The organism is Pseudomonas nitroreducens, assembly GCF_024170165.1.
Lineage (GTDB): Bacteria > Pseudomonadota > Gammaproteobacteria > Pseudomonadales > Pseudomonadaceae > Pseudomonas > Pseudomonas nitroreducens_C.
Genome location: NZ_JALJXP010000004.1, coordinates 367437 through 380917, shown reverse-complemented (window position 1 = coordinate 380917; position 13481 = coordinate 367437). Strand labels below are relative to the sequence as shown.

Genomic DNA, 13481 nt, shown 5'->3' with positions numbered 1-13481 from the left:
AGCGGTGGTATTATCCGCAGTCTTCTTACGACAAGGCAGCTTGTACTTCATGAGTGATTCTCCCCGGAGCGCCCAGCCGGTGTCCAGCATCAAGATCTACTTCCGCCTGCTCTCCTATGTGCGCCCCTACGCGGGTCTGTTCGCACTGAGCATCGTCGGCTTCCTGATCTTCGCTGCCACCCAGCCAATGCTTGCCGGCATTCTCAAGTATTTCGTCGACGGCCTGACCAATCCGGATGCCGCCCTGTTTCCTGACGCACCCTGGCATTGGCTGCGCGACCTGGAGCTGCTCTACGCCGTGCCCCTGCTCGTGGTGCTGATTGCTGTCTGGCAAGGCGTCGGTTCGTTCCTCGGCAACTACTTCCTGGCCAAGGTCTCTCTCGGACTGGTCCACGACCTGCGCGTGGAACTGTTCAATAACCTGCTGACCCTGCCCAACCGCTATTTCGACCGACACAACTCCGGACACCTGATCTCGCGCATCACCTTCAACGTGACCATGGTCACCGGCGCCGCCACGGACGCCATCAAGGTGGTGATCCGTGAAGGCATGACCGTGGTCTTCCTGTTCGCCTCGCTGTTGTACATGAACTGGAAGCTGACCCTGGTGATGCTGGCGATCCTGCCGGTCATCGCCGTCATGGTAACCAGTGCGAGCCGCAAGTTCCGCAAGCAGAGCAAGAAGATTCAGGTAGCCATGGGCGACGTGACCCACGTCGCCTCGGAGACCATCCATGGCTACCGGGTGGTCCGCAGTTTTGGCGGCGAGCCCTATGAGAGCAAACGCTTCCTCAAGGTGAGCAACGACAACACCAAGAAGAACCTGCGCATGAACAAGACCTCGGCGGTGTACACGCCGATGCTGCAGCTGGTGATCTACAGCGCCATGGCCGTGCTGCTGTACCTGGTCTTGCTGCTGCGTGGCGATGCCACCGCCGGTGAGCTGGTGGCCTACATCTCCATGGCCGGTCTGTTGCCCAAGCCGATCCGCCAGCTCTCGGAAGTCAGTTCGACCATCCAGAAGGGTGTGGCGGGCGCGGAAAGCATCTTCGACCAGCTCGACCAGCCGCAGGAAGTCGACAACGGCACCGCCGAACGTGACCGTGTCAGTGGTCGCCTGGAGGTGAAAAACCTCAGCTTCACCTACCCGGGTACCGAGAAGCAGGTCCTCAATGACCTCAACTTCACCGTCGAGCCTGGCCAGATGGTCGCGCTGGTGGGGCGCTCGGGCAGCGGCAAGTCGACCCTGGCCAACCTGATTCCGCGCTTCTACGCCCACAACGACGGACAGATCCTGCTCGACGGCCTGGATGTCGAGGACTACAAGTTGCGCAATCTGCGCAAGCACATTGCCCTGGTGACCCAGCAGGTCAACCTGTTCAACGACAGCGTGCTGAACAACATCGCCTACGGCGACCTATCCAGCAAGCCGCGCGAAGCGGTGGAGCGGGCCGCCGATGACGCCTTCGCCCGTGAATTCATCGATCGCCTGCCCGAAGGCTTCGACACCGAAGTCGGCGAAAACGGCGTGATGCTGTCCGGCGGCCAGCGTCAGCGCCTGGCGATTGCCCGCGCACTGCTCAAGGACGCCCCGGTGCTGATCCTCGACGAAGCCACCTCGGCGCTGGACACCGAGTCCGAGCGGCACATCCAGGCGGCTCTGGAGAAGGTCATGGAAGGCCGTACCACCCTGGTCATCGCCCACCGCCTGAGCACCATCGAGGCGGCCGACCTGATCCTGGTGATGGACCAGGGCCATATCGTCGAGCGCGGCTCCCACGACGAACTGATCGCGCAGAATGGCTACTACGCTCGTCTGCACGCCCGCCAGTTCGCCGACGACCCGGTCGACGGGACCGAAGAAGCACCGGTCGAGCAACCGGTATGACGCGGGTGCGGATCTCTCCGGCATGCTGAACCGTCTGCGAGTCTTCCGCGAGCGCGGCTGGACGTCCATTGCGGCGGCTGACTATGCCGCCGCCTGGCACCGCTTCGGCGGCAGCGTCGCTACCCACCCGGACGTGGTTGAGCGTCTCGCCCATCTGGCCGGCATTCCGGTGCGTTACCTGGGCTGGTTCGACGGCGACGAACTGCGCGCCGCCGTGCCGACCTGGGGGCGCAACCTGGCGCTGTCCAAGGACGTGCTCAAGCGCGAAGGCAAGAAGGCGCTGTTTGACCTGGGCAACGCCGAGATCATCCTGCCGATCGCCGAAGGCGCGCGCATCGAACTGCGCCATCAGGTGCGCTACCTCTCCGAGCTCAACCGCGAGCAGGTCAGCGACGCCCGCGAGCAGCCCGAGCAATTGGCGATGAATCGCGCCCCGGCCGACTTCTCGAAGAAATTCCGCTACAACCAGCGCCGCGAACAGCGCCTGCTGGAAGAGGCGGGCGGTGTGCTGCAGCCCATGAGCGAGCTGAGCCCCGAGGAGCAGGCGAGGATCTACGCCGACCTGTTCCAGCGCCGCTGGGAATTCGAAGTGCCGGGCAAGGCACGGCTGGCCGAAGTGTTCAGCCTGATGCGCGACTTCATGCGCGGTTCGCTGGTGCGCCTGGACGGCGAGCCGGTGGCGATCCAGATTCTTTATCGGGTCGAAGCGCCGAAGTGGGTCAGTGTCGAATACATCAACGGCGGCGTGGCTCCGGAGAACCGCGAGTTCAGCCCCGGCAGCGTGCTCAGCTTCGTCAATACCCAGGAAGCCTGGGCCGAGGCTGAGGCGCTGGGCAAGCCGCTGCGCTATTCGTTCGGCCGCGCCGACCGCGAGTACAAGGACCGCTGGTGCCACCGCGTGCCGGTGTTCCAGGTCTGACGTCGGCTTTCCATGGGATCGCACGGCGGCTTCACGGGTGCGTAGGAGCGGACTCCGTCCGCGATTGGCCTTGAAGGAGAACCACCATGTCCGGGCGTAAACAGCACCTGCTCAAACAGCACCGCCGCAAGAAGCGCGCGGTCCTGCTCGTCGCCCTGCTGGCGCTGATCCTGCTGGGTATCTTCGCGCCCTGGTGGAGCGTGCCGCTGGCCGTGCTGCTCGGCTGGGTCGCCCATGAAGCGTGGTTCGCCGATCACCTGTTCTATTCGCCGCGCGACGACTACCGCTACGACTTCCCCGCAGGCTCCATCGCCCTGCCGGTGTCCCTCGGCCCGCACGGCCTGCACGTTGCCACCGGCGCGCTGCCGGAGAACGAGGAGACGCTGGTGCTGGAGATCGAGGTCAAGGCCTCGCTGCTCGGCCGCTGGCTTGACCCGCAGGTGCTGATCGAGGGGGCCGAGCCGGACCGCCAGGACTTCGAGCGCGGCGTCAGCGGCAAACGCTACATCAACCTCTCCGGCCAGGGCGAAGCGCTGCGCTCCGGCCAGTTGCGCATCCGCAGCCGCCACTGCCGGCTGGCGCAGCAGGGCGTGCTGCACGCCTTCCACAATCAGGACTACGCCCAGCAGCGCCTGCTGATCATCGCGCCCCACGCCGACGACGCCGAACTGGCCGCCTTCGGCCAATACAGCCGCTGCCCGGAAGCCTGGATCGTCACCCTGACCCAGGGCGAGATCGAGGCCGAGCACTATGAGCGCCTTGGTCTGGGCAAGGCCGAAGCCGCCCGGCTCAAGGGCCGCCTGCGCACCTGGGACAGCATCGCCGCGCCGCTCTGGGGCGGCGTGCCGGCCGAGCGCTGCGTACAGCTGGGCTACTACTGCCTGCAACTGCCGGCCATGGCTGCCGAGCCGAGCCAGGCGTTCGGCTCGAAGGAGTCCGGCGAGATCGACATCCGCAGCGTGCGCGGCTTCAATCCGTTCGCGTTGCCGGGCGACAGCGACGGCGCGCCGACCTGGCTCAACCTGGTGGCCGACCTCACCGCGCTGATCGAACGCATCCGCCCGGAGGTGATCCTCACCGCGCACCCGGAGCTGGACCCTCACGCCGACCACGTCCAGGCCACCCGCGCGACGCTGGAGGCCATCGAGCGCAGCAGCTGGAAACCGCAGACCCTGCTGCTCTACGCCAACCACCTGGCCGACAACGACCGCTGGCCCATGGGCCCGGCCGACGGTGGCATTGCCCTGCCACCTTGTATCGAGGCATTGCCGGCGGACCCGCTGTGGAGCCCGGTGCTGGACGCCGCGACCCGTATCGACAAGGCCCAGGCCCTGGCCCTGCAGCACGACCTGCAGACTCCGCTCAGCGGCAAGAAGCGCCTGCGCCGGTTGATCCAGCGCGCGCTCGCCGGGCGTCGGTGGCCGCTCACCGGCGACGATGAGTTCTTCCGCAAGGCGGTGCGTCGCCACGAGCTCTTCTGGGTGCGCAAAGCCCCGTAGAGATTGCCGTGACCGCCCGGTGCTCGGCGCAAGTCGCACCGGGCGGCTATGGTATTATCCGCGGCGATTTCGACCTGCGGAGTTCCCATGAAATTGACCATGCCCCGATTCGATCAGGCCCCCGTGCTGGTGGTAGGCGACGTGATGCTCGACCGCTACTGGCACGGCGCGACCTCGCGCATCTCGCCCGAGGCGCCGGTGCCCGTGGTCCGGGTCGAGCAGCATGAGGACCGCCCCGGTGGCGCCGCCAACGTTGCGCTGAACCTCGCCGCCCTTGGCGCACCGGCCTTCCTGGTTGGTGTAACCGGTATCGATGAAGCCGCCGACAGCCTGAGCGACAGCCTGCAGGCAGTGGGTGTGACCACCCGCTTCCAGCGCATCGCCGGCCAGCCGACCATCGTCAAGCTGCGGGTCATGAGCCGCCACCAGCAACTGCTGCGCGTGGATTTCGAGGAAGCCTTCCGCACCGACGCCGTGGCCCTGTCCACCGACGTCGAGGCGCTGCTGAGCCAGGTCCGCGTGCTGGTGCTCTCCGACTACGGCAAGGGCGCGCTGAAGAACCACCAGCAGCTGATCCAGGCTGCCCGCAAACGCGGCATCCCGGTGCTGGCTGATCCCAAGGGCAAGGACTTCGCCATCTACCGCGGCGCCAGCCTGATCACCCCGAACCTCTCCGAATTCGAAGCCATCGTCGGTCGCTGCACGGACGAGGCCGACCTGGTCGCCAAGGGCCAGCAACTGATGACCGAGCTGGAGCTCGGCGCGCTGCTGGTCACCCGTGGCGAGCACGGCATGACCCTGCTGCGCCCCGGCCACAGCGCCCTGCACCTGCCGGCCCGCGCCCGCGAGGTGTTCGACGTCACCGGCGCCGGCGACACGGTGATTTCCACCCTGGCCGGCGCCATCGCCGCTGGTGAGGACCTGCCGCAGGCCGTGGCCCTGGCCAACCTCGCGGCCGGCATCGTCGTCGGCAAGCTCGGTACCGCCGCCATCAGCGCCCCGGAACTGCGTCGCGCCGTGCAGCGCGAGCAAGGCTCCGAGCGTGGCGTGCTGAGCCTGGAACAACTGCTGCTGGCCATCGAGGATGCGCGCGCCCATGGCGAGAAGATCGTCTTCACCAACGGCTGCTTCGACATCCTCCACGCCGGCCACGTGACCTACCTGGAGCAGGCCCGCGCCCAGGGCGACCGCCTGATCGTCGCCACCAACGACGACGCCTCGGTGACCCGCCTGAAAGGCCCCGGTCGCCCGATCAACAGCGTCGACCGGCGCATGGCCGTGCTGGCCGGCCTCGGTGCCGTGGACTGGGTCGTCAGCTTCGCCGAGGACACCCCTGAACGTCTGCTCAGCGAAGTCCGCCCGGACGTGCTGGTGAAGGGCGGCGACTACGGCGTCGAACAGGTGGTCGGTGCCGATATCGTCAAGGCTTATGGCGGAGAAGTCCGCGTGCTGGGCCTGGTGGAAAACAGCTCCACCACCGCCATTGTCGAGAAGATTCGCCACCAGGGCTGATCTCGCTCACGATTGCGTGGAGCGCCGGCCTTGCCGGCGTTCGCGGGCATGGCCCGCTCCTGCAGGTGTGCACCAACCGGCCGTCAGGCCGGTTTTTCTTTGACCGCTCTGCCAGTCACCGACGGCAAAGCGGTCATGGTCCCTGCGGCAATTTGCAGCGCATGATCGGGGCATCCACCCTCCGCGGAGCGAGATGCCATGACCACCGACGTGCAGGGCCGCGCCCTGGCCGTGCTGAACCGTGTCGCCCAGGCCGACTGGCCGGACCGACTCAAGCTGCGCAAACCCTTCGAAAGACTGCTCTACAGCGGCAGCCGCACCGGCTTCCGGCTGGCCAGCGAGCGCGCCGCCAAGCAGCCCAAGACCCCGCGCAAGGCCGACCCGGACGGGCTCTTCGACCTGTCCCTGTCCGACGAGCAGCAGATGCTCGCGGAGATGCTCGAAGGCTTCGCCGCCGAGGTGCTGCGCCCGGCCGCCCACGAAGCCGACGCCAGGGCCAACCTGAGCCTGGAGCTGCTGGCCCAGGCGCAGGAGCTGGGCCTGACCCACTACGGCGTCAGCGAAGTGCATGGCGGCATGGCCGGCGAGCGCACGGTGGTGACCAACGCGCTGATTGCCGAATCCCTTGCCCGTGGCGACCTGAGCCTGGCTGCGGCTCTGCTGGTGCCGCTGTCGGCAGCCAACTGCATTCGTCGCTGGGCCTCGGCTGAACAACAGGGGCGCTGGCTGCCGGCGTTCGTCGGTGAAGAGGCAGCGCCGCTGATCGCCATCGCGGTGAACGAGCCGCAGTTGCTGGCCGACCCGCTGCGCCTGTCGACCAAGGCGCGCAAGCGTGGTTCCAGCTACACACTGACCGGGGAGAAGTGCTTGGTCGTGCGCGGCGTGGATGCGCAGAAGCTGATCGTCGCGGCAGATGCCGGCGATGGCCCGGCGCTGTTCCTCATCGACACCCGCGCCAAGGGCGTCGAAGTGCGCGCCGAGCCGGCCATGGGCCTGAAGGCTACCGGCACCGCACGGGTGCGCCTGAAGGGCGTGAAGGTCCCGGCCGGACAGCGCCTGGCGGCGGAGCGCTTCGACTACCAGGCCTTCCTCGATCACACCGCGCTGGCCTGGTGCGCCCTGGCCGTGGGCACCGGGCAGGCCGCGCTGGACTACGTGATCACCTACTGCAACGAGCGCGAGGCCTTCGGCGAGCCGATCAGCCATCGTCAGGGCGTGGCCTTCATGGTTGCGGACATCGCCGTCGAGCTGGACGCCATGCGCCTGATGGTGTGGCGCGCCTGCGCGCTGGCCGAGCGTGGCCAGGCATTCCACCGCGAGGCTTACCTGGCGAAGCTGCTCTGCGCCGAGAAGGCGATGAAGATCGGCACCGACGCGGTGCAACTGCTCGGTGGCCACGGTTTCACCCAGGAACACCCGGCCGAGCGCTGGTACCGCGACCTGCGCGCCGTCAGCCTGATGGCTGGCGGCCTGCACCTGTAAGGAGCTTTGCATGTACCTCGAGACGCCGAAGAAATTCCGCACCTTGCAGAACCAGGCCCGCCAGGTGGCGGAGAACTACCTGCGCCCGATTTCACGCAAGTACGACAAGGCCGAGCACGCCTACCCCAAGGAGCTGGACCTGCTGGCCGCGCTGCTGGACGGCATGAATGCCGGCTCGCCGGACGCCGTCGGCGCCACCTCCGCCAGCAAGCGCAAGGCTGGTGCAGAGAAGGGTGCAGAGCAGGGCGTAAAGAACGGCGGCAACCTCTCCGCCTGCCTGGGCGTGATGGAAATGTGCTGGGGCGACACCGGCCTGCTGCTGGCCATGCCGCGCCAGGGCCTGGGCAACGCCGCCATCGCTGCGGTGGCCAATGAGGAGCAGCTCAAGCGCTTCTCCGGCACCTGGGCGGCCATGGCCATTACCGAGCCGGGCTGCGGCTCGGACTCGGCGGCGATCCGCACCACGGCCACCCGCGATGGCGATCACTACCTGCTCAATGGCGAGAAGATCTTCGTCACCTCAGGCGCCCGCGCCGATGCGGTGGTGGTCTGGGCGACCCTGGACAAGAGCCTCGGCCGCGCGGCGATCAAGTCCTTCGTGGTGGAGAAGGGCACACCGGGCATGACCGTCACCCGCCTGGAGAAGAAGCTCGGGATCAAGGCCTCGGACACCGCGTCCATCAGCTTCAGCGACTGCCGCGTGCCGGCCGCCAACCTGCTGGGCAATGCTGAGATCGACGTGCAGAAAGGCTTTGCCGGGGTGATGGAAACCTTCGACAACACCCGCCCACTGGTGGCCGCCATGGCCATCGGCGTGGCCAAGGCATCGCTGGACCGTACCCGCGAGTTGTTGAAGAAGGCCGGCTGCCGCTTCGACTATCGCCAGCCGTTGCTCAGTGCCAGCCATGCCGAAGCGACGCTGTATCGCCTGGAGGCCGAATGGGAGGCTGCACGCCTGCTGACGCTCAAGGCCGCCTGGATGGCGGACAACCGTCTGCCCAACTCCAGGGAGGCTTCCATCGCCAAGGCCAAGGCCGGGCGAGTGGCCAACGAGGTGACGCTGAAATGCGTCGAGCTGGCCGGCGCACTGGGTTATGGGGAAGAGGAACTGCTGGAGAAGTGGGCGCGGGATTCGAAGATCCTCGACATCTTCGAAGGCACCCAGCAGATCCAGTTGCTGATCGTGGCGCGGCGGCTGCTGGGCAAGAGTTCCAGTCAGCTCAAGTGACGAGAGCACCCTGCGATTTGCGTTGTCCGGGGAGAGGGCAGAACCCCGCGCAGAACTTCAAGGTGCGGCGCTTTTTCCCAGCCAACCATCAGGCTGGCCGGTTTACGTTGGTGGCCTCAGGCCGTGCGCCGCCCGCTGCCGGCATTGCCGGCGGCGGGCGGCCACTGCTCCATCCACTCGCGGAAGCGGATACGTTCCTCGCGCACGAGCCAGCCATCCTGCTCGGCGAAGCTTTCGGACAGCCAGAGTCCGCGAGTGCTGGCCTTGCACAGCTCGCCCTTGCTCAGGGTGAACAGCTCGCCGGTCGGCTCGCCGTGCTCCAGCGGCAGCAGGTAGATGTCCGGACGACGGCGGTCCAGCCGCGCCACCAGCGGGCCGCTTTCGAGTTTCTCGTCGACATGGAACAGGCTGACCTCGCGGGCATCCCTGGGCAGCTCCAGGCGCAGGTCATACACCAGCTGCAGCGAGGCTGTCGGCAGGTGCACGTAGGCCTGCGGGCGCTCAAGCAGGCGCAGCGCGCCAGCCTGCACCGGGCGCGAGGCACCGGACAGCGGGGTGAGGGAGAAGTGGCTGGTCTCGCGGTAGCGCAGGATGCCCTCGTAGGGCGTCGGCAGCCAGGTGTCGCCGAAGCGCCCGCCGAGCCAGCCGTGGGCGGTTTCCACCAGGCATTCCTCGGCCACTTCCTGGATCGCGGTGAGCAGCGGCAGGTTCAGCTCGTGGGCCGGCACGTAGCCGGAAATCAGCTTGAGCACCGTGTCGCCACGGTCTTCTCGGCGCTGGCGCACCAGGATCCAGTGGTCGCGGCCCTGGTAGTTCAGGGTCAGACGCACCGAAACGCCAAGGTTGGCCAGTTCGGTGACGAAGCGTTCGGTCTCTTTGATCTCGATGGGGCGGCGCTTTTCCAGGACCTGGGCGAAGTTCAGGGGCTTGCCGAGGGTCTGGTAAATGAGACCTTCCGGGCTGGCTTCCACCAGCAGCGGCAGGGTCTTGAAGGCGGTCGGGTCCTTGCGGGCGAGCGTACGGGGCATAGGGTCTTCCTTTCTTGCAGGGCCTGGTCGTACAGGGCGCCGGGTTGCGCTGGCGCGTCCTTACCGTGGCAAGCGACGCCGACGCGAACGCTGACCGTCTGGAGGGACGGTCCGGCCGATCGTTCAATTACGGGGTCGCTACAACCTAGACAGCCTGACACCGCTCCTGGTGTCATCGAAAATCGAAAGGATTTCCGGATTTTTCCCTGAAAGGCTTGGCGATTCCGAGGCTTTTGCGTGGGAATCGCCGGCTGGCGACAGTTTCTGTGCCCCAGGGTTTTCCTCGGGGGAGTTGGAGCATGGCACAGGAATGCGTAAGTCACATGACCGCCGATCAGCGGTCGAGGACCTCGGCGGCGATGTTTACATTGTGCGCAAGATGCAGTGGATTGATGGTGCCGACGATGGCGCTGGCGACGCCGGGATGGCCCAGCACCAGCTCGAAACTGGCACGTACCGGGTCGACGCCGGGGGCGAGGGTGGCATGGCCGCTGGCCAGGGCCTTCTTGATCAGAATGCCGCGGCCATGGGCCCGGGCATGGTCGATCACCGGCTTTTCTGCCTGCTCGTTGAGGTTGTAGGTGACCATCGCGCAGTCGCCGCGCTCCAGGGCCAGCAAGCCGCCGTCGGCGGTCTTGCCGGAGAAACCGAAACCGCGGATCAGCCCTTCGTCCTTCAGGCGCTCCAGGGTCGCGTAGACCTCGGTGCCGCGCAGGATGTCCAGGTCGTTGCCGTCGGAATGCACCAGCACCAGGTCGATGTAGTCGGTTTCCAGGCGCTGCAGGCTGCGTTCCACCGAGCGGCGTGTGTGGGCGGCGCTGAAGTCGAACTGCGACTGGCCGCCAACGAATTCCTCGCCGGTCTTGCTGACGATCACCCAGGCATCGCGCTGGCCACGCAGCAGCGGGCCGAGGCGCTCCTCGCTGCGGCCATAGGCCGGCGCGGTGTCGATCAGGTTGATACCCAGCTCGCGGGCCAGCGCGATCAGGTCGGCGGCCTCGCGGTCATCGGGGATGCGGAAGCCTGCGGGGTACTTCACGCCCTGGTCGCGGCCGAGCTTCACGGTGCCCAGGCCCAGCGGCGAGACGTTCAGGCCGGTGCTGCCCAGCGGACGGTGCAGATGATGCAGGGTCTTCATCCGAACAGTTCCTCCCACACTGGGCGGGCCATGGCCGGACGCGGCAGGACCGGCAGGTCAGCGTTTGCCTGCGGGCGGATGCCGCTCTTCTGCAGGGACTCCAGCACGCGGTCGGCGAAGTTCGGCGCCAGGGCCAGCTTGGTCGGCCAGCCGACCAGCAGCGCGCCGTCCTCGGCGAGGAAGGCGCTGTCCGGGCGCAGCAGGTTGTTCTGCGAGGGTTCGGCGCGGTCCACGCGCAGGGTCGCCCAGCGGGCGGCGGAGAGATCGATCCACGGCACCAGCTTGTGCAGCTCGCGCTGCGCCTCGGCGATCTGCTCGGCCTCGTTGCGCGCCACGCCGCCGGCTTCGGCGATGTCGCCGCCCAGGTACCAGACCCAGTCGCCGTTGCTCAGCGGGTGGGTGGTGACGGTGACGCGGGGCTTCGGTCCGCCGCCCAGGCAGTGGGCGTACAGCGGTTTCAGGGTCGGCGCGGTGAGCAGCACCATGTGCAGCGGGCGACGCTGCATCTCCGGGCGCTCCAGGCCCAGTTCGCGCAGCAGGGCCTCGTTGCCGGCTCCGGCGCTGAGCACCACGCGCTGGGCACGGATGTCGCGGCCATCGACGCGCAGGCCGACCAGCTTGTCGCCTTCGCGCAGGGCTTCGAAACGTTCGCCGGCCAGCAGGCTGTCGCCGGCCAGTTCGGCCAGGCGGGCGACCAGGCTGGGTACATCCAGTACAAGCTCGGTGAGGCGGTAGGCTTTGCCCTTGAAAGCTTTGTCCTGCAGGGCTGGCGGCAGGTCGGCGCCCTTCACCTGGGCGACCCGGCTGCGCACCGCCTTGCTGGCGAAGAAGCTGGTGAGGTTGCCCGCCAGGCCGCCGGGTGACCACAGGTAATGGGCGTCGGAGAGCAGGCGCACGCCACGCAGGTCCACTTCGCCGGTGCCGGCCAGGCAGTCGCGCCACAGCGCCGGCATGTCGGCGATGGCTTCCGAGGCGCCGGTCAGCGCGCCATGCAGCGCGTACTTGGTGCCGCCATGGATGATCCCCTGCGAGCGCATGCTCTGCACGCCGCCCAGCGCGGTGTTCTCCACCAGCACGGTGGAAAAGCCGGCGCGCCGCAGGCGGGCATTGAGCCAGAGACCGGCGATGCCGCCGCCGACGATGAGGATGTCGGTGCTCAGGGATTCGGACATGAAAGCGCCTCGAGGGAAAAACGAAGGGCGCAGTATAACGCTTGAGAGCGGCGGCAAGCGGCAGGCTACAAGCTGCAAGCGGGAGCCGACTGAGGCGATAGAGTCGCAGTTGAATGTGGCAGGGGGCGCGGTAGGCTCCCTCTCCCTTCAGGGAGAGGGCTGGGGAGAGGGGCTCTTCAAGGGCCTCAATGGCCGGCGTTGCCGGAGAACAACTGGATCACCACGACCCCACTGACGATCAGGCCCATGCCGAACAGGGCGGCGGTATCGAGCTTCTGCTGGTAGAGCACCAGCGCCGCGATGCTGACCAGCACGATGCCCAGGCCCGCCCAGATGGCGTAGGCGATGCCGACCGGAATGCTGCGTACCACCAGGGTGAGCATCCAGAAGGAAATGGCGTAGCCGACGATCACCAGCACCAGCGGCAGGGGCGTGGAAAAGCCCTTCACTGATTTCAGCGAGGCAGTGGCGATGACTTCGGCGACGATGGCGATGGCGAGGTAGAGATAACCGGGCATGGTGGGTGCTCCCCGGAACGACACGCCGCTCGGTATGAGCGACACGCAGCTGACGTTCGAATCTGCCGGGCATTCTAGTCTCCTGGATGATGGGATAAAGTCATTACCTATCTGAACTGGAGATAGGTGGTGGCCATGCAGTGGAACCTGGACCAGCTGCGACTGTTCGTCAGCGTCGCCGATCAGTCGTCCTTCTCGGCGGCGGCGCGGCAACTGCAGCGCGTGCAGTCGGCGGTGAGTTCCTCCATCGCGCTGCTGGAGAGCGACCTGGGCGTGACACTGTTCGAGCGCAGCAGCGGCCGCCAGCCGGTGCTGACCGGCGAGGGCAGGGCGCTGCTGGACGAGGCCCGCGAGGTGCTGCGCCAGTGCGAGCGCCTGGAGAGCCGGGCACTGGCGCTGGTGCGCGGTACCGAACCCTTGCTGCGCCTCGCGCAGGACGAGGCCATGCCCTACCAGCCGGTGCTCTCCGGCCTGCAGGCGCTGGCGCAGGAATTCCCAACCCTGGAGGTGCAACTGGCCAGCGGCGCCCAGGGCGACGTGGCGCGCAAGCTGCTGGAGCGCCGCGCCGACCTTGGCCTGCTGTTCCACCACGAAGGCATGCCCGAGCAGCTGGAGCGGCAGCGACTGGGCACCATCGAGATGGTTACGGTGTGCGGCGCCGGGCATGAACTGGCCAGGCTGGATTACGCCGACCGCCGCGAGCTGGCGCGGCATCGCCAGTTGCTGATGGCCCCGCAGGACAGCCACTACCCCGGCGGCGAGCAGATCAGCCCGCTGGTCTGGCGCGCCGACAGCTTCTACGCCATGGCCGAACTGCTGATGCGCGACCTCGGTTGGGCCTGGCTGCCGACCCATGTGGCGCAGTACCCGGCCTACCAGCCGTTGCTGGTGGAACTGGCCAGCGACTGGACGCCGCCGCCGCTGGTGGTGGAGCTGGTCTGGCGCCGCGACGAGCCGTTGGGGCCGGCGGCGCAGTGGTTGGGCGAGTGCTTTGCCGAGCACCTCGCCTCGCCGGTGTGACATCGCCTGATCCCGCGCTGATTTGCTCTTCGTAGGAGCGAGCTTGCTCGCGAACCATTCCGCTCCGGAGCGGCGGG

Annotated in this window: 11 protein-coding genes; 7 read left to right on the top strand and 4 right to left on the bottom strand. The window is 67.3% G+C overall.

What is annotated here, in order from left to right; all coding sequences use genetic code 11:
• Window positions 1-49 precede the first annotated feature (49 nt).
• From msbA to J2T47_RS11065, 6 genes are all read left to right on the top strand, one after another.
• Entirely contained in the window at window positions 50-1888 is a 1839-nt protein-coding gene (gene msbA, locus J2T47_RS11090) for a lipid A export permease/ATP-binding protein MsbA (RefSeq protein ID WP_253445987.1), read from the top strand.
• 22 nt (window positions 1889-1910) lie between these two features.
• Window positions 1911-2807 (top strand): GNAT family N-acetyltransferase, encoded by an 897-nt coding sequence (locus J2T47_RS11085; protein ID WP_253445984.1) that lies wholly within the window; start codon window positions 1911-1913, stop codon window positions 2805-2807.
• A gap of 86 nt (window positions 2808-2893) precedes the next feature.
• Complete coding sequence (locus J2T47_RS11080; RefSeq protein ID WP_253445981.1) at window positions 2894-4306, top strand: PIG-L deacetylase family protein; 1413 nt, start codon at window positions 2894-2896, stop codon at window positions 4304-4306.
• Between the two features lie 87 nt (window positions 4307-4393).
• Entirely contained in the window at window positions 4394-5818 is a 1425-nt protein-coding gene (gene hldE, locus J2T47_RS11075; RefSeq protein ID WP_253445978.1) for a bifunctional D-glycero-beta-D-manno-heptose-7-phosphate kinase/D-glycero-beta-D-manno-heptose 1-phosphate adenylyltransferase HldE, read from the top strand.
• Between the two features lie 198 nt (window positions 5819-6016).
• Window positions 6017-7300 (top strand): acyl-CoA dehydrogenase family protein, encoded by a 1284-nt coding sequence (locus tag J2T47_RS11070; protein WP_253445975.1) that lies wholly within the window; start codon window positions 6017-6019, stop codon window positions 7298-7300.
• Window positions 7301-7310: 10 nt separating this feature from the next.
• On the top strand, window positions 7311-8528 hold the full coding sequence (locus J2T47_RS11065) for an acyl-CoA dehydrogenase family protein (RefSeq protein ID WP_253445971.1): 1218 nt from the start codon (window positions 7311-7313) through the stop codon (window positions 8526-8528).
• 116 nt (window positions 8529-8644) lie between these two features.
• On the opposite strand, the gene J2T47_RS11060 is transcribed toward J2T47_RS11065, so the two are convergent.
• From J2T47_RS11060 to J2T47_RS11045, 4 genes are all read right to left on the bottom strand, one after another.
• On the bottom strand, window positions 8645-9556 hold the full coding sequence (locus J2T47_RS11060) for a metal ABC transporter ATPase (protein ID WP_253445968.1): 912 nt from the start codon (window positions 9554-9556) through the stop codon (window positions 8645-8647).
• Window positions 9557-9890: 334 nt separating this feature from the next.
• Window positions 9891-10694 (bottom strand): aldo/keto reductase, encoded by an 804-nt coding sequence (locus J2T47_RS11055; protein WP_253445965.1) that lies wholly within the window; start codon window positions 10692-10694, stop codon window positions 9891-9893.
• Entirely contained in the window at window positions 10691-11866 is a 1176-nt protein-coding gene (locus J2T47_RS11050; protein WP_253445962.1) for an NAD(P)/FAD-dependent oxidoreductase, read from the bottom strand. The genes J2T47_RS11055 and J2T47_RS11050 overlap by 4 nt, the downstream gene beginning before the upstream one ends.
• Before the next feature lie 185 nt (window positions 11867-12051).
• Window positions 12052-12384 (bottom strand): DMT family transporter, encoded by a 333-nt coding sequence (locus J2T47_RS11045; protein WP_081515493.1) that lies wholly within the window; start codon window positions 12382-12384, stop codon window positions 12052-12054.
• A gap of 135 nt (window positions 12385-12519) precedes the next feature.
• On the opposite strand from J2T47_RS11045, the gene J2T47_RS11040 reads away from it, so the two are divergent.
• Complete coding sequence (locus J2T47_RS11040; protein ID WP_081515494.1) at window positions 12520-13404, top strand: LysR family transcriptional regulator; 885 nt, start codon at window positions 12520-12522, stop codon at window positions 13402-13404.
• Window positions 13405-13481 lie beyond the last annotated feature (77 nt).

Bases quoted from the DNA above. Each gene is read 5' to 3' on its own strand.
- msbA (WP_253445987.1), top strand. From the start codon at position 50: ATGAGTGATTCTCCCCGGAGCGCCCAGCCGGTGTCCAGCATCAAGATC.
- J2T47_RS11085 (WP_253445984.1), top strand. From the start codon at position 1,911: ATGCTGAACCGTCTGCGAGTCTTCCGCGAGCGCGGCTGGACGTCCATT.
- J2T47_RS11080 (WP_253445981.1), top strand. From the start codon at position 2,894: ATGTCCGGGCGTAAACAGCACCTGCTCAAACAGCACCGCCGCAAGAAG.
- hldE (WP_253445978.1), top strand. From the start codon at position 4,394: ATGAAATTGACCATGCCCCGATTCGATCAGGCCCCCGTGCTGGTGGTA.
- J2T47_RS11070 (WP_253445975.1), top strand. From the start codon at position 6,017: ATGACCACCGACGTGCAGGGCCGCGCCCTGGCCGTGCTGAACCGTGTC.
- J2T47_RS11065 (WP_253445971.1), top strand. From the start codon at position 7,311: ATGTACCTCGAGACGCCGAAGAAATTCCGCACCTTGCAGAACCAGGCC.
- J2T47_RS11060 (WP_253445968.1), bottom strand. From the start codon at position 9,556: ATGCCCCGTACGCTCGCCCGCAAGGACCCGACCGCCTTCAAGACCCTG.
- J2T47_RS11055 (WP_253445965.1), bottom strand. From the start codon at position 10,694: ATGAAGACCCTGCATCATCTGCACCGTCCGCTGGGCAGCACCGGCCTG.
- J2T47_RS11050 (WP_253445962.1), bottom strand. From the start codon at position 11,866: ATGTCCGAATCCCTGAGCACCGACATCCTCATCGTCGGCGGCGGCATC.
- J2T47_RS11045 (WP_081515493.1), bottom strand. From the start codon at position 12,384: ATGCCCGGTTATCTCTACCTCGCCATCGCCATCGTCGCCGAAGTCATC.
- J2T47_RS11040 (WP_081515494.1), top strand. From the start codon at position 12,520: ATGCAGTGGAACCTGGACCAGCTGCGACTGTTCGTCAGCGTCGCCGAT.